Annotated in this window: 20 protein-coding genes; 14 read left to right on the forward strand and 6 right to left on the reverse strand. The window is 63.4% G+C overall.

Annotated features, from left to right (window positions below; all coding sequences use genetic code 11):
* Positions 1-12: 12 nt before the first annotated feature.
* From sdhA to U3648_RS01750, 5 genes are all read left to right on the forward strand, one after another.
* Positions 13-1,818 (forward strand): succinate dehydrogenase flavoprotein subunit, encoded by a 1,806-nt coding sequence (gene sdhA, locus U3648_RS01730; protein ID WP_420857507.1) that lies wholly within the window; start codon positions 13-15, stop codon positions 1,816-1,818.
* Positions 1,818-2,108 (forward strand): hypothetical protein, encoded by a 291-nt coding sequence (locus tag U3648_RS01735; RefSeq protein ID WP_420857508.1) that lies wholly within the window; start codon positions 1,818-1,820, stop codon positions 2,106-2,108. The genes sdhA and U3648_RS01735 overlap by 1 nt, the downstream gene beginning before the upstream one ends.
* A gap of 11 nt (positions 2,109-2,119) precedes the next feature.
* The gene (locus U3648_RS01740) at positions 2,120-2,494 is read left to right on the forward strand and encodes a hypothetical protein (protein ID WP_420857509.1); all 375 of its coding nucleotides are present in this window, start codon (positions 2,120-2,122) and stop codon (positions 2,492-2,494) included.
* A gap of 29 nt (positions 2,495-2,523) precedes the next feature.
* Positions 2,524-3,303: a succinate dehydrogenase iron-sulfur subunit gene (locus U3648_RS01745; protein ID WP_129679027.1), complete on the forward strand. Its 780-nt coding sequence runs from the start codon at positions 2,524-2,526 to the stop codon at positions 3,301-3,303.
* Positions 3,304-3,507: 204 nt separating this feature from the next.
* Entirely contained in the window at positions 3,508-4,350 is an 843-nt protein-coding gene (locus U3648_RS01750) for an urea carboxylase-associated family protein (RefSeq protein ID WP_420857510.1), read from the forward strand.
* Between the two features lie 116 nt (positions 4,351-4,466).
* On the opposite strand, the gene U3648_RS01755 is transcribed toward U3648_RS01750, so the two are convergent.
* Positions 4,467-5,786: a serine hydroxymethyltransferase gene (locus U3648_RS01755; RefSeq protein ID WP_420857511.1), complete on the reverse strand. Its 1,320-nt coding sequence runs from the start codon at positions 5,784-5,786 to the stop codon at positions 4,467-4,469.
* Positions 5,787-5,905: 119 nt separating this feature from the next.
* On the opposite strand from U3648_RS01755, the gene U3648_RS01760 reads away from it, so the two are divergent.
* Complete coding sequence (locus U3648_RS01760; RefSeq protein ID WP_420857512.1) at positions 5,906-6,763, forward strand: LysR family transcriptional regulator; 858 nt, start codon at positions 5,906-5,908, stop codon at positions 6,761-6,763.
* Here U3648_RS01760 and deoD read toward each other — a convergent pair.
* On the reverse strand, positions 6,743-7,447 hold the full coding sequence (deoD, locus tag U3648_RS01765) for a purine-nucleoside phosphorylase (RefSeq protein WP_420857513.1): 705 nt from the start codon (positions 7,445-7,447) through the stop codon (positions 6,743-6,745). The two genes, U3648_RS01760 and deoD, sit on opposite strands and share 21 nt — an antisense overlap.
* 64 nt (positions 7,448-7,511) lie before the next feature.
* Here deoD and U3648_RS01770 point away from each other — a divergent pair, with 64 nt between their 5' ends.
* On the forward strand, positions 7,512-8,024 hold the full coding sequence (locus tag U3648_RS01770) for a DUF4329 domain-containing protein (protein WP_420857514.1): 513 nt from the start codon (positions 7,512-7,514) through the stop codon (positions 8,022-8,024).
* Here the strand turns inward: U3648_RS01770 and U3648_RS01775 are convergent.
* Together U3648_RS01775 and U3648_RS01780 are read right to left on the reverse strand one after the other, a co-directional pair.
* The gene (locus tag U3648_RS01775; protein WP_420857515.1) at positions 8,021-8,368 is read right to left on the reverse strand and encodes an H-NS histone family protein; all 348 of its coding nucleotides are present in this window, start codon (positions 8,366-8,368) and stop codon (positions 8,021-8,023) included. The two genes, U3648_RS01770 and U3648_RS01775, sit on opposite strands and share 4 nt — an antisense overlap.
* Positions 8,369-8,488: 120 nt before the next feature.
* On the reverse strand, positions 8,489-10,597 hold the full coding sequence (locus U3648_RS01780) for a protein meaA (protein ID WP_420857697.1): 2,109 nt from the start codon (positions 10,595-10,597) through the stop codon (positions 8,489-8,491).
* On the opposite strand from U3648_RS01780, the gene U3648_RS01785 reads away from it, so the two are divergent.
* From U3648_RS01785 to U3648_RS01815, 7 genes are all read left to right on the forward strand, one after another.
* Positions 10,596-12,005, forward strand: a complete 1,410-nt coding sequence (locus U3648_RS01785) for a 1-acyl-sn-glycerol-3-phosphate acyltransferase (protein ID WP_420857516.1) — start codon at positions 10,596-10,598, stop codon at positions 12,003-12,005. The two genes, U3648_RS01780 and U3648_RS01785, sit on opposite strands and share 2 nt — an antisense overlap.
* Positions 12,006-12,125: 120 nt before the next feature.
* On the forward strand, positions 12,126-13,415 hold the full coding sequence (gene ccrA / locus U3648_RS01790; RefSeq protein WP_420857517.1) for a crotonyl-CoA carboxylase/reductase: 1,290 nt from the start codon (positions 12,126-12,128) through the stop codon (positions 13,413-13,415).
* Between the two features lie 184 nt (positions 13,416-13,599).
* On the forward strand, positions 13,600-13,815 hold the full coding sequence (locus U3648_RS01795; protein WP_420857518.1) for a hypothetical protein: 216 nt from the start codon (positions 13,600-13,602) through the stop codon (positions 13,813-13,815).
* On the forward strand, positions 13,760-14,557 hold the full coding sequence (locus U3648_RS01800) for a helix-turn-helix transcriptional regulator (protein WP_420857519.1): 798 nt from the start codon (positions 13,760-13,762) through the stop codon (positions 14,555-14,557). The genes U3648_RS01795 and U3648_RS01800 overlap by 56 nt, the downstream gene beginning before the upstream one ends.
* Before the next feature lie 95 nt (positions 14,558-14,652).
* A complete protein-coding gene (locus U3648_RS01805; protein ID WP_420857521.1) occupies positions 14,653-15,288 on the forward strand; it encodes an acyl-homoserine-lactone synthase in 636 nt (211 codons plus the stop codon).
* A 41-nt stretch (positions 15,289-15,329) separates the two neighbouring features.
* Positions 15,330-16,865 carry an ATP-dependent DNA helicase gene (locus tag U3648_RS01810; protein ID WP_420857522.1) on the forward strand — a complete coding sequence of 512 codons (1,536 nt, stop codon included), beginning with the start codon at positions 15,330-15,332 and terminating at the stop codon, positions 16,863-16,865.
* On the forward strand, positions 16,862-17,590 hold the full coding sequence (locus tag U3648_RS01815) for an SDR family oxidoreductase (RefSeq protein ID WP_420857523.1): 729 nt from the start codon (positions 16,862-16,864) through the stop codon (positions 17,588-17,590). The genes U3648_RS01810 and U3648_RS01815 overlap by 4 nt, the downstream gene beginning before the upstream one ends.
* Before the next feature lie 43 nt (positions 17,591-17,633).
* Here U3648_RS01815 and U3648_RS01820 read toward each other — a convergent pair whose 3' ends face one another.
* Both U3648_RS01820 and U3648_RS01825 read right to left on the reverse strand, forming a co-directional pair.
* On the reverse strand, positions 17,634-18,383 hold the full coding sequence (locus U3648_RS01820) for a TIGR02186 family protein (RefSeq protein WP_420857524.1): 750 nt from the start codon (positions 18,381-18,383) through the stop codon (positions 17,634-17,636).
* Positions 18,383-19,303 carry a sulfite exporter TauE/SafE family protein gene (locus tag U3648_RS01825; protein WP_420857525.1) on the reverse strand — a complete coding sequence of 307 codons (921 nt, stop codon included), beginning with the start codon at positions 19,301-19,303 and terminating at the stop codon, positions 18,383-18,385. The genes U3648_RS01820 and U3648_RS01825 overlap by 1 nt, the downstream gene beginning before the upstream one ends.
* Positions 19,304-19,429 lie beyond the last annotated feature (126 nt).

Below are 19,429 nucleotides of genomic sequence, written 5' to 3' on the forward strand. Positions count from 1 at the left end.
GGAAGACGACCGATGGCAGCTTACGAATACGAGACGCACGAATACGACGTGGTCGTTGTGGGGGCCGGCGGGGCCGGTCTGCGCGCCACCCTCGGCATGGCCGAACAGGGGCTGCGCACGGCCTGCGTGACCAAGGTCTTCCCGACCCGGTCGCACACCGTTGCGGCACAGGGCGGCATCGCCGCCAGCCTTGGCAACATGGGCCCGGACAGCTGGCAATGGCACATGTATGACACCGTGAAGGGGTCCGACTGGCTGGGCGACACCGACGCGATGGAATACCTTGCCCGCGAGGCACCCAAGGCGGTTTACGAGCTGGAGCATTACGGCGTGCCGTTCAGCCGGACCGAAGAGGGCAAGATCTATCAGCGCCCGTTCGGCGGCCACACGACCGAGTTCGGCGAAGGCCCGCCGGTGCAGCGCACCTGCGCCGCCGCCGACCGGACCGGCCACGCGATCCTGCATACGCTTTATGGCCAGTCCCTGAAGGAAAAGGCCGAGTTCTTCATCGAATACTTCGCCATCGACCTGATCATGTCGGACGATGGCGTGTGTCAGGGTGTCGTCTGCTGGAAGCTGGACGATGGCACCATGCATGTCTTCAATGCCAAGATGGTGGTGCTGGCGACCGGCGGCTATGGCCGCGCCTATTTCAGCGCGACCAGCGCCCACACCTGCACCGGCGACGGCGGCGGGATGGTGGCGCGGGCGGGTCTGCCGCTTCAGGACATGGAATTCGTCCAGTTCCACCCGACCGGCATTTATGGCGCGGGCTGCCTGATCACCGAAGGCGCGCGCGGCGAGGGCGGCTATCTGACCAACTCGGAAGGCGAACGGTTCATGGAGCGCTATGCGCCCAACTACAAGGACCTTGCCCCGCGTGATTATGTCAGCCGCTGCATGACCATGGAAATCCGCGAGGGCAGGGGCGTGGGTGCCAATGGCGACCACATTCACCTGAACCTGAACCACCTGCCCGCCGAGGCGCTGGCCGAACGCCTGCCGGGGATTTCGGAAAGCGCGAAGATTTTCGCGGGCGTCGACGTGACCAAGGAACCGATCCCGGTTCTGCCGACCGTGCATTACAACATGGGCGGGGTGCCGACGAACTATTACGGTGAGGTTCTGAACCCGACCAAGAAAGACCCCAATGCCGTGGTCCCGGGCCTGATGGCCGTGGGCGAGGCGGGCTGCGCGTCGGTTCACGGGGCGAACCGCCTTGGGTCCAACAGCCTGATCGACCTTGTGGTCTTTGGCCGCGCCGCCGCGATCCGCGCCGGGGCCGTGGTGGACCGGTCCAGCGCCGTCCCGACCGCGAACACCGCCAGCGTCGACAAGGCGTTTGATCGGTTCGACGGGCTGCGCCATGCCAATGGCACCGTGCCCACCGCCGAACTGCGCCTTGAGATGCAGAAGACCATGCAGGCCGATGCTGCCGTCTTCCGCACCGACAAGACGCTGAAGGAGGGGGTCGAGAAGATGACCGCCGTGGCGGCCAAGCTGGATGACCTGAAGGTCACCGACCGGTCGCTGGTCTGGAACAGTGACCTGATGGAAACGCTGGAACTGACCAACCTGATGCCGAACGCGCTGGCCACCATCGTGGGCGCCGAGGCCCGCAAGGAAAGCCGGGGCGCCCATGCGCATGAGGATTACGCCGAACGCGACGACAAGAAATGGCGCGTCCATACGATTTCCCGTGTTGAGGGGAACAAGGTGGACCTGTCCTATCGTCCGGTGATCACCGACCCGCTGACCACCGAGGATCAGGGTGGGATCAGCCTGAAGACCATCGCCCCCAAGGCGCGGACCTTCTGATGCGCGGGCTGGTTGTCATTCTTGCCCTGCCGCTGCTGGCCGCCGCCTGCACCCCGCAGCCGATGTCGCCGGAACGCGCCCATGAAGTTTGTTCCGAGCGGGCCCGCGAGGCCGCCGGGCCGACCGGCCGCGTGACGATCGGCGCGAATTCCAATTCCGGCCCCTTCGTCGGGGCCGAGATCGGGCTGAGCGCGGATTACCTTGCCGGGCGTGATCCGGTGGCGGTCTACGCCGAATGCTACCAAAGCCGGACCGGCGGGCAGATCCCGACCCGCCAACCAGACCTGTAAGGAGAGTTCCGATGCGTTTGTTCTTGTCCATAGCCCTTGCCGCTACCGTCGCGGGCTGCGCGATGCAGGATGGGGCCGAGGATGCGGCCCCGGCGGTGGACACCGCGGCATTCGAGGCGCCGGCGGAGGTCGCCGCCGCACCGCTTGATGGCGAGGCCAACGCCTCTGTCGATGATCAGGCCCGCGCGGTGGTGTCGCCGCTGGTGCAGGCGCAGGCCCCCGGCCCGGTGGGCGAGGCCCTGACCGGCTGCATCATCGACAGCGCTTCGGAGGCCGAACTTGCCACCTTGGCGGCGAACGAAGACCCGGACGCCACGCTGGCGCTGACCCAGTCGCTGTTGAACAGCGACGCCACCATTGCCTGCGCCACCGCGGCGCTGACCTGAACGAACGAACCAAGGCAGGAGCCTGAGACATGGTCCAACTGACGCTTCCCAAGAACAGCCGGATGACGGTGGGCAAGACATGGCCGAAACCCGAAGGGGCGAAGAACCTGCGCAAGGTGCAGATTTACCGCTGGAACCCCGACGACGGAAAGAACCCGCGTCTGGATACCTACTGGGTGGATATGGACAGCTGCGGCCCGATGGTTCTGGACGTGCTGATCAAGATCAAGAACGAGATCGACCCGACCCTGACCTTCCGCCGGTCCTGCCGGGAAGGCATCTGCGGCTCCTGCGCGATGAACATCGACGGGCGCAACACGCTGGCCTGTATCTTCGGCACGGACGAGATCCGGGGCGATATCAAGATCTACCCGCTACCGCATATGCCGGTGGTCAAGGACCTGATCCCCGACCTGACCCATTTCTACGCCCAGCATGCCAGCATCATGCCCTGGCTGGAAACCAAGACCAACCGCCCCGCCAAGGAATGGCGCCAGTCGATCGAGGACCGAAAGAAGCTGGACGGTCTGTATGAATGCGTCATGTGCGCCTCGTGCTCGACCTCTTGCCCGTCCTATTGGTGGAACGGCGACAAGTATCTTGGGCCGGCCGCGCTGCTGCACGCCTACCGCTGGCTGATCGACAGCCGGGACGAGGCGACGGGCGAACGGCTGGATCAGCTGGAAGACCCGTTCAAGCTGTACCGCTGCCACACGATCATGAACTGCGCCAAGACCTGCCCGAAGGGTCTGAACCCGGCCAAGGCCATTTCGCACATCAAGAAGATGATGGTGGAGCGTCACGTCTAGGAGCGGCTGTTAAGAGGTGCGCTTCCGCGCGTTTCTATTCTGAAATCGGCACAGCGACGCCCCGGACCCCGGCGGCGTCGCTTCTGCATTTGGCGGGTGCCTCCGGCGGGGATATTTATGGACCCAAAGAAGGGGGTGTTCGCCCTTGCCAAATCTGCCGTGCCGGGGTGATCTGGCCGCGCCCAAGACCGGAGGCCCGAACCCATGACCGAACCCGCTGATGCCGCAGCCCGCCGGGCCGTTGCCCCGGTGATCTGCTATCCGACCGACACGCTGCCAGTGCCGGAGATGGGTCTTTACGCGGTGGCCCGCGCCACGGCGCGGAAGCTGGATGAGGTGATCGTTCCCGCCCGCGATGCCGCCAGTATCGAGGTGCCCGCCGGGTCGTTCCTGCGCATCGAAAGCGTGGAGGGCCCGCAGGTCGGCGACCTGAACCTGTTTAATCTGCACGACCTGTCAGAGCGGTTCTATTCCGGCAAGACCCGTGCGCTGCATGGCACTCATGTCACCACGGGCGATCGGCTTTGGTCCAACTTTCCGACCCTGCGTCCGATGGCGACGGTGACGGCGGACAGTTTGGGCTGGTATGGGATCGATGCCTTTGGCGGGTCGGTGCATGATGTGATCGGCACCCGCTGCGACCCCTATACCGGAAACCTTTTGTCGGGCACCCAATACCACTACTGCTGCCATTCCAACCTGACCCGCGCGCTGGCTGATGCGCGGGGGCTGACCCTGTCCGAGGCGGAGGCCCATGTGCATGACGTGCTGAACGTGTTCATGTGCACCGGGTTCACCCGCGACACGGGGCAATATTTCATGAAGGCCAGCCCGGTCCGCCCGGGCGACCATATCGAGTTCTTCGCCGAGATCGACCTTCTGGCGGTTCAGAGCGCCTGTCCCGGTGGCGATTGTTCGTCGGAACATTCGTCGGACACGGCGGCCTGCTATCCTCTGAAGATGGAGGTCTGGACACCGGACCCCGCCGCGCTGGAGGGGTGGGAGCCGCCCGCGGTCAACGGTTATGACCGCAGCCACGGGCGGTAGATTCTATAGCGTGTCGCGGTAAACGGGTTCAAGCATTCACCAACCCGGGCGAGGCAGCGTTTGCACAGCGCAACGCGTTCGCCCGGGCAGGTGAATTCAATTGAACACGACATGCTCTAGCCGTTGACGTAGTGCAGCCGGTCGAACCAGCCGCGCAGTTCTGCAGTGCGGGGGGCAATGGCGGCCGAGTCGTTGGCCTGAAGTGCCTCGGCCACCAGCGCCGCGATGGCGGGGATATCCTTGACCGTGACACCCCAGCGCACCAGTTCCGGCGTGCCGATCCGCAGCCCGTTCATGTCGCCCTGAACCTCCTCGACTGGCAGGCCGATGCCGCAGGCAAGGAACCCCGCCCTTTCGAGGGTCTTTGACGCCGCTTGCCCGCCGCCATAGGGGGCGGCCAGAACCGCGAATTGGTGCGAGGTTGTAAAGCCGCCTGCGCCCCGGAAAACGGGGATACCCAGCCGGTCCAGCTCTGCCGCGAAGGCTTGCGCGGTGTCGATCATCGCCCGGGCATAGGCCCGGCCATGATCCCGCCAATCCAGCAGGCTGAGCGCCAGCGCGGCCGATTTCGCGGCGTCGAAATTTGCGGTCATCCCCGGAAAGGCGATGCTGTCCAGCCGCTGGGCGATGTCGGCGTCGTTGGTCACGATCAGCCCGCCAGCCGGGCCGCCGAGGGATTTATAGGTGCTCATCGTCATCAGATGCGCACCTTCGGCCAGCGGGTTGGCCCATGCCCCGCCCGCGATGATCCCGCATTGGTGGGCCGCGTCGAACAGGACCTTGGCCCCGACCTTGTCGGCGATGGCCCGGATTTCGCGCACCGGATGGGGGAAGAGGTTGAGCGAGCCGCCGATGGTGATGATCTTGGGCTTCACCTCCACCGCCAGCTTTTCCAGTGCCGCCAGATCGACGGTGTAGCCGTCCGCGTTTACCGGGGCGGGGTGGGTTTGCAGCCCGTAAAGACCGGCGCAGCCGTCGGCGTGGTGGGTGACATGGCCGCCGACCGCGGCGGGCGGCGCGATGATTACGTCGCCGGGTTTGGCCAGCGCCATGAAGCCATAGAGATTGGCGATGGCCCCCGACGGCACCCGGATTTCGGCATAGCGCGCGCCGAAGATCTCGCAGGCCAGCTCGGCGGCCAGCACCTCGATCTCTTCGATCGCTTGCAGGCCCATTTCGTATTTGTCGCCCGGATAGCCGAGCGAGGGTCGCGACCCCAGACCACGCGCCAGAACCGCCTCTGCCTTGGGGTTCATCACGTTCGTGGCGGGGTTGAGGTTGAAGCAGGCCTTGGTGTGGATTCGGTCGTTTTCGGAGATCAGCGCCTCGATCCGGTCTGCGACGGTGGCAGAGGGGGCAGAGGCGGTGGCGGCGATGTCCTGAACGCGGGTTTCGCATTTGGCGGGCACCCAGGGGCGGCGGGCAAGGTGGATCATGGCGGGCTCCTTTTCGTTGGGGACAGGATCGGCGGGGGAGGGCTTGCCCGCAAATCAGTTTTCTGAAAATTTAGGGTTAGAAAAATTAAGGCTATGCCATGACCCTTGCCCCGCCCCCCATGCGCTTGCCCGCGCTGAATGCCCTGCGCGCCTTCGAGGCGGCGGCGCGGCTGGGCGGGTTCGCGGCGGCAGCCGAGGAATTGGGCGTGACCCCCGGCGCCGTCACCGCCCATATCAAGGGCTTGGAGGCCGATCTGGGCGCGTCCCTGTTCGAGCGGCAGGCCAAGGGGGTGCAGCTGACCGCGTTGGGCGCGCGCTGCTTGCCCGCGCTGTCCGAAGCTTTCGACAGTTTGGGTGTCGTGGTGCAGACCTTGCGGGCCGAGGCGGCGCCACAGGTTGTCCAGATTGCGGCCCTGCCGGCGGTGGCGCAGCTTTGGCTGTCGCCGCGCCTGCCGGGTCTGCGGGCGGCTTTCCCCGGCCTGTCGGTGTCGATCACCGCGATGGAGCGGCCGCCGAACCTGAAACGGGCGCCCTATGACATGACATTGTTCTATGGGTCCGCGGGCGGTGTCGTGGTCGCGCGGGACGAGATATTTCCCGTCTGCGCCCCATCCCTGGCCGGGCACATTAGGGCGGCGTCCGACCTGTCGTCAGTGCCCTGCTTGTCCGATGCGGTCTGGTCCCGGGATTGGCAGATCTGGGCCGCCAAACATGCGCCCGGTCTGGTGCCGCGCGGGCCTGTGCATTCTCTGTTCGCGCTTGCGGTCGAAGAGGCTGTGAACGGGGCGGGGGTGCTGATGGCGCATGGGGCGTTGGTCGAACGGCATCTGGACAGCGGCGCCCTTGTCGCGCCCTTGCCGGGCCGTGTGCGGCTGGATCGGGATTTGCGGCTGGGCTTTGCCCGCCCCCCGCGCCCGGGGTCTGCCGTGGCGCGGGTTGCGGATTGGCTGCGCTCGTCAGGCGAAGGCGGCCTCTAGGGCGATCTCGACCATATCGCCAAAGGTCTTTTCGCGGTCTTCACTGGGCAGGGCCTCATGCGTCAGAAGGTGGTCGGACACGGTGAAGACGGCCAGCGCGCGGGCCTTGTGGCGGGCGGCGAGGATGTAAAGCTCTGCCGCTTCCATTTCGACCCCCAAAACCCCGTGTCGGATCATCTGTTCCTGAAGATCGTTGCGTTCGTCATAGAAGGTGTCCGAGGAATAGATGTTGCCGACATGGGTCGTCACATCGACGGATTTCGCCGCCTCGACCGCGGCGGCCAGAAGACCGTAGTCGGCGCAGGGGGCGAAATTCAGGTCACGTAGGATGCCGCGGGATGGGGTCGACATGGTGGTGCAGGTCATGGCGATGATCACGTCCCGGACCTTGACGTGGTGCTGCATCCCGCCACAGGACCCGATCCGGATCAGGGTCTTGGCGCCGTAGTCACGGATCAATTCGTTGGCGTAGATGGAAAAGGAGGGCATCCCCATGCCCGATCCCTGCACGGTCACGCGGTTGCCGTTCCATGTTCCGGTGAACCCCAGCATTCCGCGCACCTGATTGATGCATTCGGCGTCCTGCAAGAATGTCTCGGCGATCCATTTGGCGCGATAGGGGTCGCCGGGCATCAGGACGGTTTCTGCGATCTGGCCGGGCTGTGCCCCGATATGAACGGTCATTGGGATGACTCCTTTGTTATTTTGATTATCCTGACAGGGGTAAGGCCAAGTCAGGGAAATGCCAATGACTAGATTCTTGTGGGTCCTTTTGTTGTTTCCAGCAAATCTCTGGGCGCAGGATCTTGCGGAAATGGAGCTTGCCCGGGAAACGCTGCGGGCGTTGCAGGCCCCGTCTTTTGCCAAGCGGCGCGAGTATTGCGGGTTTATCGGATATGATGCGCGGGGCGTCCTGACGGCGACCGATCCGTCACCCGGGACGCAGGCCACCTGTTATTCGGAAATACCCGAGAATTTCGCCCCGGTCGCATCCTATCATACCCACGGGGCATTCGATGTGGGCTATATCAACGAGGTCCCCAGCGATACTGACTATCGCAGCGATGCGGCCCTTTACCTGAATGGATACGTGTCCACCCCCGGTGGGCGGCTTTGGTACGTTGATACCCGCAATCGCGAGGTGCGCCAGATTTGCGGGGTCGCCTGTCTCCCCGTTGCGCCCGGGTTTTACAAGGGGCTCAACGGGGAAATTCAGGAGGTCTATTCGGTCGAGGAATTGATGCGCTTGATGGAGGATTAAAGTTCCATCGTCGACGGGTCGGTCCCGCCTGCGATCGCGTCCTTGAACCATTGCGGCTGTCGTCCCTTGCCGGTCCAGGTTTGGCTGGCGTCGGCAGGGTTGGCGTATTTTGCCACACCGGCGACCTTCGGGGCCTTGGTGCCTTTGGGTTTGCGGCCCCGCTTTTTCGGTGCTTCCGCGCCGGTCAGGTCCTCAAGGGAAAAACCGAAATCGCGCGCGGCCTTCTCGGCGGCTTCCAGCGCCAGTTTCTTTTCCCGGTCGGCCACTTTCGCAAGGGCCTTGTCCACGTCGGCCCGAAGCTTCTCAAGCTCCTTGCGGCTGAGTGATTTCAGATTGAATTTCATATTCTCGCTCCTTGGAAATCCATTCGGAACTCGTGCCACAGAAATCACCAACCAAAAACAAAAATGCCGTGAAACCCTGAATTTTGCAATTCAGGGCTGAAAATACAGTGAAGAATGCCGCTATTCGGCAGCTACGGCCTTTGGTTCGGCGAGATCGGCAATATCGGCCATGATCCGGTTCAATTCGAAATCCTTCGGTGTGTAGACCCGGTCCACCCCCATCGCGCGCAGTTTGGCGGCGTCATCTTCGGGAATGATCCCGCCCGCGATGACCGGGACATGCCCCAGCCCGGCGGCTTTCATCTTTTCCAGAACTTCGGCGATCAGCGGCAGGTGCGATCCGGACAGGATCGACAGGCCGACCACGTGCGCGTCATCCTCTGCCGCTTGGGCTACGATTTCGTCCGGGGTCAGGCGGATGCCCTGATAGGTGATGTCCATGCCCACGTCGCGGGCGCGGGCGGCAATCTGTTCAGCGCCGTTGGAATGGCCGTCCAGACCCGGCTTGCCGACAAGGAACTTCAGCTTGCGGCCCAGCTTGCGGCTAACCTCGTCCACGCGGGCGCGGATGTCGTCCAGCCCCTCGGTCCGGTTCGATGGGTTCGGGGACACGCCGGTTGGCGCACGGTACTGGCCAAACGCACTGCGCACTTCTTCGGCCCATTCGCCGGTCGTGACGCCTGCCTTGGCGCAGGCGATCGAGGCGGGCATGACGTTTTCGCCCGATAGGGCAGCGGCGCGCAGATCGGCCAGTGCCCGGGCGACCGCGCCCGCATCCCGACCGGCCTTCCACGCGGCAAGGCGGGCGAGCTGATCCGCCTCGGCTGCCGCGTCGACGGTCATGATCGCGTCGTCGCCCGCAGTCAGTGGCGAGGGTTCGCCCTGCTGCCATTTGTTGACGCCGACAACGGTGGTTTCGCCAGATTCGATATTGGCGATGCGTGCGGCGTTCGAGTCCACCAGCCGCGATTTCATGTAGTCAATTGCCTTGACCGCGCCGCCCATCGCGTCGATCTGGGCCAGTTCGGCGCGCGCGCCGTCCTTCAGCGCTTCGACCTTGGCGGTGACGGCGGGGTTGCCGTCGAACAGGTCGCCGAATTCCAACAGGTCGGTTTCATAAGCGAGGATCTGTTGCATCCGCAGCGACCATTGCTGGTCCCACGGGCGGGGCAGGCCAAGCGCTTCGTTCCAGGCTGGCAATTGAACGGCGCGGGCGCGGGCGTTTTTCGACAGGGTCACGGCCAGCGTTTCCAGAAGGATGCGGTAGACGTTGTTTTCGGGCTGCTGTTCGGTCAACCCAAGGGAATTGACCTGCACCCCATATCGGAAGCGGCGGAACTTCTCTTCTTCCACGCCATAGCGGTCGCGGCAGATTTCATCCCACAATTCGACAAAGGCGCGCATCTTGCACAGTTCGGTGACAAACCGAATGCCCGCGTTCACGAAGAAGGAAATGCGTCCGACCATGGCCGGAAACGCCTCTGCCGGGACTTTCTGTTTCAGGTCGTCCAGAACAGCAATGGCAGTGGCAAGGGCGAAAGCAAGTTCTTCCTCTGGCGTCGCGCCCGCCTCTTGCAAGTGGTAGGAACAGACGTTCATCGGGTTCCATTTGGGCAGGTGTTCTCGGGTGTAGGCCGCGACATCCGTGATCATTCGCAGGGACGGTTCTGGCGGGCAGATATAGGTGCCCCGCGACAGGTATTCCTTGATGATGTCGTTCTGAACCGTGCCCTGAAGCGCGGAAATGTCGGCGCCCTGTTCCTCGGCCACAGCGATATAGAGCGCCAGAAGCCAGGGCGCGGTCGCGTTGATCGTCATCGAGGTGTTCATCTGTTCCAGCGGGATCTGATCGAACAGCGCCCGCATGTCCCCCAGATGACAAACCGGAACGCCGACCTTGCCGACCTCGCCCCGTGCGAGCGTGTGGTCGCTGTCATATCCTGTCTGCGTGGGCAGATCGAAAGCCACCGAAAGGCCCGTCTGCCCCTTGGCAAGGTTGCCGCGATATAACGCGTTAGAGGCAGAGGCCGTCGAATGCCCGGCGTAGGTTCTGAAAAGCCAGGGGCGGTCTTTCTGCATCTGCGACATGGGCGGGCCTCGTGAATCAGGTTCGGTAATTTTATTTCGCAAGCGAAGGTCTAGCGGACATTTTGTGGCGCTGTCAATTCGCTGCGTTGCGGCATGACGGGATTTACCATTCTTGCGAAGCCTGCCAAGGTCGCGGTGCATGTCCCAGACGATCACCTTGCCCCTTTGGTTCTTTCTGCTGATCCTGCTGTTCGCCGGGGTGACCTTCGCATCGCATTTCCTGTTTCCGTCGGTCCGTTGGTTCTTTCGCCGCCGGGCAGAGAAGGTCATCGCGCGGCTGAACGAACGGCTGGCTCGCCCGATCGAACCGTTCAAGCTGGCCCGCCGCTATGACATGATCCAGCGGCTGATCTATGACCCCGAGGTCAGTCAGGCCATTGTGGATTATGCTGCCGAGGAAGGGGTTCCCGAGAACGTCGCCTTCGAAAAGGCCCGCCGCTACGCACGCGAGATCGTGCCGGGGTTTTCCGCGACCGCCTATTTCACCGTGGGCACGCGGTTGGCACGCTGGCTGTCCCGGTCGCTTTACCGCATTCGACTGGGGGCGTTTGACCGGGATGCGCTGGAAGACATCGACGCGGATGCCGCCGTGGTCTTTGTGATGAACCACCGGTCGAACATGGACTACGTTCTGGTGACCTATCTGGTGTCGCGGGCGTCGGCCCTGTCCTATGCGGTTGGCGAATGGGCGCGGGTCTGGCCGCTGTCGGCGGTGATCCGGTCCATGGGCGCCTACTTTATCCGTCGCAAATCGCGGGGCGCGCTGTATCGCCGGGTGTTGGCCCGTTATGTCCAACTGTCCACGCAGGGCGGGGTGACGCAGGCCATGTTCCCCGAGGGCGGGTTGTCGGTCACCGGACGGGTGATGGAGCCAAAGCTGGGCTTGCTAAGCTACATTGTTGAATCCTGGTCGCCCGGTGGGCGCGAGGTGATCTTTGTCCCCGTGGCGCTGAACTATGACCGGGTTCTGGAAGACCGGTTTCTGATCAAGGCGGACAAGACCGGGGTGCGCCGGTTCCGGCCGCCGCTTGGCACCGTGGTGCGGGCGGTTCTGGGCCATCTGTGGCAGCGGGTCACCTTCCGGTTCAAGGGATTTGGCACGGCCTCGGTCGGGTTTGGGCAGCCCTTGCGTCTGTCGACCTTTGCGGGGGCCGGGAAACCGGAGGAGGTGACATCGGCCGTTGCCGCCGAATTGATGGACCGGATCCGGGCGGTGGTGCCGGTGATGCCGGTGCCGCTGGTGGCCCGGATGATCCTTCAGGGCGTGACCGAGCGCGGGGCGCTAAAGGTCGCGGCCCAAAGCGCAATTGATATGTTCCGGTCCAATGGGGTCACGGTGCCGCGCCGGGACGCCCGCACGGTGACCCATGACGCGCTGGAAATCCTGTTTCAAAGGGGCCTTGTTCGCGAAGAAGACGGGCGCATCCTTGTGGAGGACGGGGCCGAGGACGTGTTGGCCTATTACGCGGCCTCGATCGCGCATCACTTCAAGTCAGGGACGGGGAAAGTCCCGAAGGCCGCGGAAAGTGACGCTGCGGTGCGGCAGTAATAAAATTACAAAAATGCAGGTATTCGCGATTGCATTGTTTCGCGATGAATAATATCTCTGCGGTGTAGCGCCGATTCTGCGGCGCGGCAAAATGGTGCCCGAAAGCCGATGGAGAAACAGATGGCCCTCGACGAAACGACCCCCGCTGCGACCTACAGCGCGCCGAAAAAGGACCTCTATGAGATCGGGGAAATCCCGCCGCTCGGCCATGTGCCGGAAAAGATGTACGCCTGGGCCATCCGGCGCGAACGTCATGGCGAGCCTGAGGCTTCGTTCCAGAAAGAGGTTGTCGACACCTGGATGATCGACAGCCACGAGGTGCTGGTTCTCGTGATGGCCGCCGGCGTCAATTATAACGGCGTCTGGGCGGGCCTTGGCAAACCGATCAGCCCCTTTGACGTGCACAAGCAGGATTATCACATCGCGGGGTCCGATGCGTCGGGCATCGTCTGGGCCGTGGGCGACAAGGTGAAGACCTGGAAGGTCGGGGATGAGGTCGTCATCCATTGTAACCAGGACGATGGTGACGACGAGGAATGCAACGGCGGCGACCCGATGTTCAGCCCGACCCAGCGCATCTGGGGCTATGAGACCGGGGACGGGTCTTTCGCGCAGTTCACCCGCGTGCAGGCGCAGCAGCTGATGCCGCGCCCCAAGCACCTGACCTGGGAAGAAAGCGCCTGCTACACGCTGACGCTTGCCACCGCATACCGGATGCTGTTCGGCCATCACCCGCACGAGCTGAAGCCCGGTCAGAACGTTCTGGTCTGGGGCGCGTCGGGCGGGCTCGGGTCCTATGCGATCCAACTGGCGAATACCGCCGGCGCCAATGCAATCGGGGTGATCTCCGATGAATCCAAGCGCCAGTTCGTCATGGATCAGGGGGCCAAGGGGGTCATCAACCGCAAGGACTTCAACTGCTGGGGCCAACTGCCGACGGTGAACAGCCCCGAATACAATGAATGGCTGAAAGAGGCCCGCAAGTTCGGCAAGGCGATCTGGGACATCACCGGCAAGGGCATCAACGTCGACATGGTGTTCGAACATCCGGGCGAGGCAACTTTCCCGGTCTCGACGCTGGTCGTGAAGAAGGGCGGGATCGTCGTGATCTGCGCCGGAACCAGCGGGTTCAACTGCACCTTCGATGTCCGCTATATGTGGATGCACCAGAAGCGCCTTCAGGGATCGCACTTTGCCAACCTCAAGCAGGCCGCAAGCGCCAATCGTCTGATGGTCGAGCGTCGTCTGGACCCTTGCATGTCCGAGGTCTTCGGCTGGGATGAGATCCCACAGGCGCATACCAAGATGCTGCGCAACGAACACAAGCCGGGCAACATGGCGGTGCTGGTCCAAAGCCCGCGTCCGGGCATCCGCACCTTCGAGGATGTGATCGCCGAATCGCGGCAGTAGCGACCGGCAGACAGCGAATTGGGGGCGCGGTTCACGAGGACCGCGCCCCTTTTTGAATCAAATGCTTGAGAATTCGCCCTCCCCCCATTTCTGGGGGGATAAGATTGGCGAATATTTCTTTTACCTTTGGCGTGCTACCATGGGTTGTTAAGGAAACGTTAACCCTTACTCACGAGGCTATCCCATGGGAAATGAGTGGATCATCGACGTTCTGGAAGACCTGAAGACATTCGCCCGGATGAATGGCCTGGACACTTTGGCCGATCAACTGGACGAAACCACCGAAGTCGCCCGAACCGAGATTGAGACCACCACGATGGGGGCGCCGCTAAAGGTGGTGGGTGATGGGAACAGATTTGGACGATTTCCTGCGCAGCTTGGAACAGGCCGCGGGGCTTGACGATTTACAGGGGCTGATCGTCGATTTGCGCGACAAGTTCGCCGTTGACCATATCGTATATCATTGGGTCAGTGCCGATGGTGAACAATACGGTTGCGGAACCTATAGCCCGGAATGGGTGCAACGTTATGTCGACCGGGACTATCTGCGGACCGACCCGGTTGTTCTGGGGTGTTTCAGCCGGTTCCACCCTGTCGACTGGAAGCGTCTTGACTGGAGCGGCAAGGCCGCCCGCGCCCTTCGTCAGGACGCCATCGACCACGGGGTCGGGAACCAAGGCTATTCCATCCCAATTCGGGGTCCGAATGGGCAATTCGCCCTGTTCACTGTTTCCCACAGTTGCGATGATGAAACCTGGGCTGATTTTACACAGGAAAACCAGCGATCTTTGATCCTCGTGGCGCATTTCTTCAACCAGAAGGCCCTTGAGTTCGAAAAGAACCGTTCACCGTCACCGGTAAAACAGCTGTCGCCCCGTGAAACCGACGCGCTTACTTTCTTGGCAATGGGATATGCGCGCGGACAGGTGGCGGAAATGCTGGACATCTCGGAACACACCCTGCGGGCCTATATCGAAAGCGCGCGGTTCAAACTGAATGCGTTGAATACCACACATGCTGTTGCCCGTGCCCTGACCGAAGGGTTTATCGTCGTAGGCGGCAGCGCCCGCGCGGCAACCGGCGATTGGCCCGGACGGGGCAGTGTCCCATCCGCCCGGCCCGCCGCAAACGCCGCCGAGTAGCCTTTCGTTAACCCAACCGTCACGCCGCCGTTGGCCGATGTTAACCATTTTCGCCTTAGTCTGTTCTTCGGGATGGCTGGCGAAAGGATTGGATGATGCTGCGGTATGTCTATGGAACGGACCTTGATAACTACCCTCGGTTGGCCGCTTCGATGTTCAGGGACCGGGCTATCCAGTTTCAGGACCGCCTTGGGTGGGACGTGTCGGTTGATGATCAGGGGTTCGAGCGGGATGACTATGACGCTCTGAACCCGCTTTATGTCATGTGGGAAAAGGCCGACGGCACCCACGGTGGGTCCATGCGGTTTCTGCCGACCACCGGGCGGACGATGGCGCGCGATCATTTCGGGCATCTGGGAGGCGCGGAAATCGCCTCTCCTCATGTCTGGGAATGCACACGGTTCTGCCTCTCTCCCGAGGCGGATGGCAAGGTGGCGGCGGCGCTGATGCTGGGTGGTGGCGAGTTGATGCGGGCCTTTGCCGTGGATCATTTCCTTGGCATTTTCGACGCCCGCATGGTGCGCATCTACAGGATGATCGGCGCCTCGCCCGAGGTTCTGGGAGCCGAGGGGGAAGGCATGGGCCGGATCAGCCTTGGCCTGTGGTCCTATTCGCCCGAGGCGCGGGCGCGGGTCATCCGCCGGGCGGGTCTGTCCTCGGCCCTGTCCGAGGCCTGGTTCGCGCGGTCGTTTGGGCATTCGGTCCGCCCCGAACTGGCAAGAACCGCGTGACGCATCTGGTCCTGTCTGGCGCGCCCCTGTAGGGTCGCGCCATGACCGCGACCGCACTTACATTTTCTGACGATCAGGCACAGGCCTGGGACACGATTGCCGAGCTGTTGCGGGGCAGCGGCGTGGACCTGGACGACAGTCTTCTGACCCCACCGCGATCCGATCAGACGGCCGTTTTGGCGGTCATTGGCAAGGCCGGGTCCGGCAAGACGCTGCTTCTGGCCGAATTGACCAAGGCGCTCAAAGAGGCGGGCGTCGACATCGTGTCGGGCGATTGGGAGGGCAAGCGCCGCAAGGACCGCCGGACATTGGCCATTCTTGCCCCGACCAACAAGGCGGCAAGCGTGTTGCGCAACCGAGGCGTTCCGGCAACGACCATCCATCGCATTCTCTATACCCCGGTCTATGACCCAGAATACGAAAAGGTCGCGGAATGGCTGGCCGGGCAGGGGGAACGACCCAGCATCGAAGGGCTGACCGATGTGGCGCTGGACCGTGCCTGGGAAAGCTATCAGACCCATACGTCGATCCCGGCGGCGCTTGCCGCGGCGGGGCTGCGCGGGTCGGATTTCATCACCGGATGGAAGCGACGCGAAGATCCTTTGGATATCGGGTTCGTCGATGAAAGCTCGATGCTGGACAAGCGCCAGTTCGAGGACCTTCAGGAAATTTTTCCGACGCTTCTGTTGTTCGGCGACCCGGCACAGTTGCCGCCGGTCCAATCCGAAGGCGGGATGGTCTTCGAGCAACTGCCCGAGAACCGGCGGTTGGAACTGCATCGGGTCCACCGGCAAGAGGCCGACAACCCGATTCTCGACCTTGCCCATGCGCTGGCCGATCCGCAGCTGGATTTCCACGGTTTCGAACAGATGGTGCAACAGGCTGCCCGGACGGACGATCGCGTGGTCTGGGCCGAACGGGTGAAGAGCGATCTGATGGCCCGGTCGCCAGTGCTGGTCTGGCGCAATGCCACGCGGATCCGCCTGATCCACGCCTTCCGCGCCGCCTATGGCGCGCCGATAGATGAATTGCTGCCCGGTGAACCATTGATCTGCGACGGGATCGAACTGCCCCTGAAACACCGCAAGAAGCGGCTGGATCTTGAGGCGCGCGGCCTGATCAAGGGCGCGCAGGTGGTCTATCTCGGGCCGGGCCGCAAACCGGGCTTTTCACGGCTGCATGTCATGGGCGCGGAAGACCCGCAGGTCTCGGCCGCCTCCATCGTGAAGATCGAAAGCCAGGAAGAGGATGAGGAACCCTTCATCCCCTTCGCCGCCCGCATGGGCGCGGTGTTCCTGCATGGCGCGGCGGTGACGATCCACAAGGCGCAGGGGTCGCAGTGGGACACGGTGCAGGTTTTTGCCCCCGACATTTACGCCGCAAGCCGCATGGGCCGGGTCGAAGCCGGCCAACCGCTGTGGAAACGGCTGGCCTATGTGGCGATCACACGGGCCGAAACGCAACTGCGCTGGGTCGTCCGCAACCGTCTGGCCCGCCCGACCGATACGCTGCGGGTGGATGATCTGCGCGCGCCCGCAGCGGCGCTGGAACTGACGGCAGAGGAGCTTGAGGCATGAAATCCATCATCGTCACCGGGGCCAGCGCCGGGATTGGACAGGCCGTGGCGGAGCGGTTTCTGTCGGGCGGTTGGCGGGTGGGGCTTTTGGCTCGTCGGGCCGAGGTGCTGGACGAGATGGCCGCGGGGCAGGAGGGGGCGGTGGTGCTGCCCGCCGACGTGGGCGACCCGGCGGCGGTGCAGGCTGCCTTTGACACCTTTGCCGCGCGGGCGGGCCGGATTGACGTCCTGTTCAACAACGCGGGCATCTTCACGCCCGCCGCCCCGATTGACGAGGTGCCCCTGTCGGATTGGGACAAGGCCGTGCGCGTGAACCTGAGCGGCATGGTCTATTGCGCCCGCGCGGCCTTTGGCCAGATGCGGCGACAGGACCCGCTGGGCGGGCGGATCATCAACAATGGGTCGATCTCGGCCCACGTGCCGCGAGAAGGGGCGGTGACCTATACGGTGACGAAACACGGCATCACCGGGCTGACCCGGCAGTTGGCGCTGGACGGGCGGGCCTTTGGGATCGCCTGCGGCCAGATCGACATCGGCAATGCCATGACCGACCTGCTGGCCGGGATCGCCGAACGCGCCCGGGCCGAGGGCCAGCCGGAACCGCCCAGCTTTGACGTGGCCCATGTGGCCGAAGCGGTCTGGCAAATGGCCGCGCTTCCGCCCGAGGCGAACACGCTGTTCCAGACGATCATGGCGACGAAGATGCCCTATGTAGGCCGAGGCTGAACACGACCGCCAGCGTAAGGTGGGTCTTGACCCACCGTCGCCCCTACCGCCGCAACAGCGCGAAGGCGGCAGAAGCCCCCCACCCCGCGAGGATCGCGATGAGAAGCGCCATGACCCCGTAGACGGGGGCATTGTCCCGCGACAGTTCATAAAGCCAGCGTTCCAGCCCCACCTTATTGACCGGGATCACGGTCTGGTATTCGTCGATGACCCTCCCGTTGCGGGTCAGGAATATCCGGGTGGCATAGTCACCTTCCGTCAGGTTCGCCGGTAGAACAACCTCGGTCCGGAACAGGGTCTGTTCCTCCAGATCGACCGCGCCTTGCAAGAGCTGGTAGCTGTCGGATGCGGCGCGAATGCGGATCAGGGCTTCGGTAAAGTCTTCGGTGCCGCTGATGTCCGCCCCGACGGAGCGGATGGCGCGGGGGATCGACACGGAATGGCGCAGGTCTTCAACATGGGTCAGAATGTCTTCCAGCGGGGCCGAGGTTGCGACGGCGTAGAAAGACGGCGCCGCGTCCACTTCGACCGCGTCGGTATTGACCCAGATCCCCAGCCGCCGTTCCTTGCGCCGCACGGTGACGGGCAGGGACGGGCCGGAGACGGTGACGATCACCCCAAGCGTGCTGTCCGATGGCATCGGGGTCTCGCGCCGAACTGCGCCAAAAATCAGGATTTCGGATCCGGTGAAATTCGCGGTGATGGCCACCTCGTCTTGGCTGAGGCCCAGAACAACGCGCTCGGCCTGCGCGGGCAGGGCGAGAAGCAGAAGGAAGACAAGAAGCCGGGCCATCAGTGCTCTCCCGCGTCGGCGAGAGAGTACAGCTCTGACGGGGTGATCAGCAGGTCAAAAGCCAGTTTGAGGCAGACCAGAAGGACTAGCGCGGCGAGAAGGATCCGAAGCTGTTCCGCCTTCATCTTGACACCGATCCGGGTGCCGATCTGTGCCCCGACCACGCCCCCGATCAGCAGGATGACCGCAAGGACGATATCGACGGTATGGTTCGTGACCGCATGCAGGAAGGTGGTGAAGGCCGCGACAAAGATGATCTGGAACAGCGAAGTGCCGACCACGACCTTGGTCGGCATCCCAAGCAGATAGATCATCGCCGGGACCATGATGAACCCGCCGCCAACCCCCATCACGGCGGCCAGCACCCCAACGAGCATCCCGACAAGCAGCGGGGGAACGACCGAGATATAAAGGCCTGACACCCGGAATTTTACCTTGAGCGGCAGGTTATGCACCCAGTTGTGCTTGTGCCGTTTCGCCCGAGCGCCGCCCGAGCGCGATGCGCGGATCATCGCCCGGATGCTTTCGGCAAGCATCAGGGCACCAACGATGCCGAGGAAGACGACGTAGCAAAGGTTGACCAGAAGGTCGACCTGCCCCAGCGCCTTGAGCATGTTGAACAGCCAGACGCCCAGTCCGGACCCGATCAGGCCGCCCACCAGCAGAACCGCCCCCATCCAGAAATCCACACCGCGCCGTTTGACATGGGCCATCAACCCGGAGACGGAGGACGCAACGATCTGGTTGGCCGAGGTTGCAACGGCGACCGACGGTGGGATGCCGACGAAGAACAGCAAGGGCGTAATCAGGAACCCCCCGCCCACGCCGAACATCCCCGACAGCACGCCGACCAAGCCCCCCAATCCAAGGATCAGGAAGAAATCGACCGAAACCTCGGCGATGGGGAGGTAGATTTGCATGTCAGGTCAATTGTCTACGCGGGGTTTGTCCCAAACAACGCCTTTCCGCCGCCGGTGTCAAATGCCCGGCGGTCACGGGTCGGGGAAAACCCCGTGAATCCCTGCGCTGGACCGTGCCGTTGCGCG

Source organism: Marivivens marinus (assembly GCF_035969385.1).
GTDB lineage: Bacteria > Pseudomonadota > Alphaproteobacteria > Rhodobacterales > Rhodobacteraceae > SELP01.

Coding starts and splice junctions, on each gene's coding strand:
- sdhA (WP_420857507.1), top strand. CDS start 13: ATGGCAGCTTACGAATACGAGACGCACGAATACGACGTGGTCGTTGTG.
- U3648_RS01735 (WP_420857508.1), top strand. CDS start 1,818: ATGCGCGGGCTGGTTGTCATTCTTGCCCTGCCGCTGCTGGCCGCCGCC.
- U3648_RS01740 (WP_420857509.1), top strand. CDS start 2,120: ATGCGTTTGTTCTTGTCCATAGCCCTTGCCGCTACCGTCGCGGGCTGC.
- U3648_RS01745 (WP_129679027.1), top strand. CDS start 2,524: ATGGTCCAACTGACGCTTCCCAAGAACAGCCGGATGACGGTGGGCAAG.
- U3648_RS01750 (WP_420857510.1), top strand. CDS start 3,508: ATGACCGAACCCGCTGATGCCGCAGCCCGCCGGGCCGTTGCCCCGGTG.
- U3648_RS01755 (WP_420857511.1), bottom strand. CDS start 5,786: ATGATCCACCTTGCCCGCCGCCCCTGGGTGCCCGCCAAATGCGAAACC.
- U3648_RS01760 (WP_420857512.1), top strand. CDS start 5,906: ATGCGCTTGCCCGCGCTGAATGCCCTGCGCGCCTTCGAGGCGGCGGCG.
- deoD (WP_420857513.1), bottom strand. CDS start 7,447: ATGACCGTTCATATCGGGGCACAGCCCGGCCAGATCGCAGAAACCGTC.
- U3648_RS01770 (WP_420857514.1), top strand. CDS start 7,512: ATGACTAGATTCTTGTGGGTCCTTTTGTTGTTTCCAGCAAATCTCTGG.
- U3648_RS01775 (WP_420857515.1), bottom strand. CDS start 8,368: ATGAAATTCAATCTGAAATCACTCAGCCGCAAGGAGCTTGAGAAGCTT.
- U3648_RS01785 (WP_420857516.1), top strand. CDS start 10,596: ATGTCCCAGACGATCACCTTGCCCCTTTGGTTCTTTCTGCTGATCCTG.
- U3648_RS01780 (WP_420857697.1), bottom strand. CDS start 10,597: ATGCACCGCGACCTTGGCAGGCTTCGCAAGAATGGTAAATCCCGTCAT.
- ccrA (WP_420857517.1), top strand. CDS start 12,126: ATGGCCCTCGACGAAACGACCCCCGCTGCGACCTACAGCGCGCCGAAA.
- U3648_RS01795 (WP_420857518.1), top strand. CDS start 13,600: ATGGGAAATGAGTGGATCATCGACGTTCTGGAAGACCTGAAGACATTC.
- U3648_RS01800 (WP_420857519.1), top strand. CDS start 13,760: ATGGGAACAGATTTGGACGATTTCCTGCGCAGCTTGGAACAGGCCGCG.
- U3648_RS01805 (WP_420857521.1), top strand. CDS start 14,653: ATGCTGCGGTATGTCTATGGAACGGACCTTGATAACTACCCTCGGTTG.
- U3648_RS01810 (WP_420857522.1), top strand. CDS start 15,330: ATGACCGCGACCGCACTTACATTTTCTGACGATCAGGCACAGGCCTGG.
- U3648_RS01815 (WP_420857523.1), top strand. CDS start 16,862: ATGAAATCCATCATCGTCACCGGGGCCAGCGCCGGGATTGGACAGGCC.
- U3648_RS01820 (WP_420857524.1), bottom strand. CDS start 18,383: ATGGCCCGGCTTCTTGTCTTCCTTCTGCTTCTCGCCCTGCCCGCGCAG.
- U3648_RS01825 (WP_420857525.1), bottom strand. CDS start 19,303: ATGCAAATCTACCTCCCCATCGCCGAGGTTTCGGTCGATTTCTTCCTG.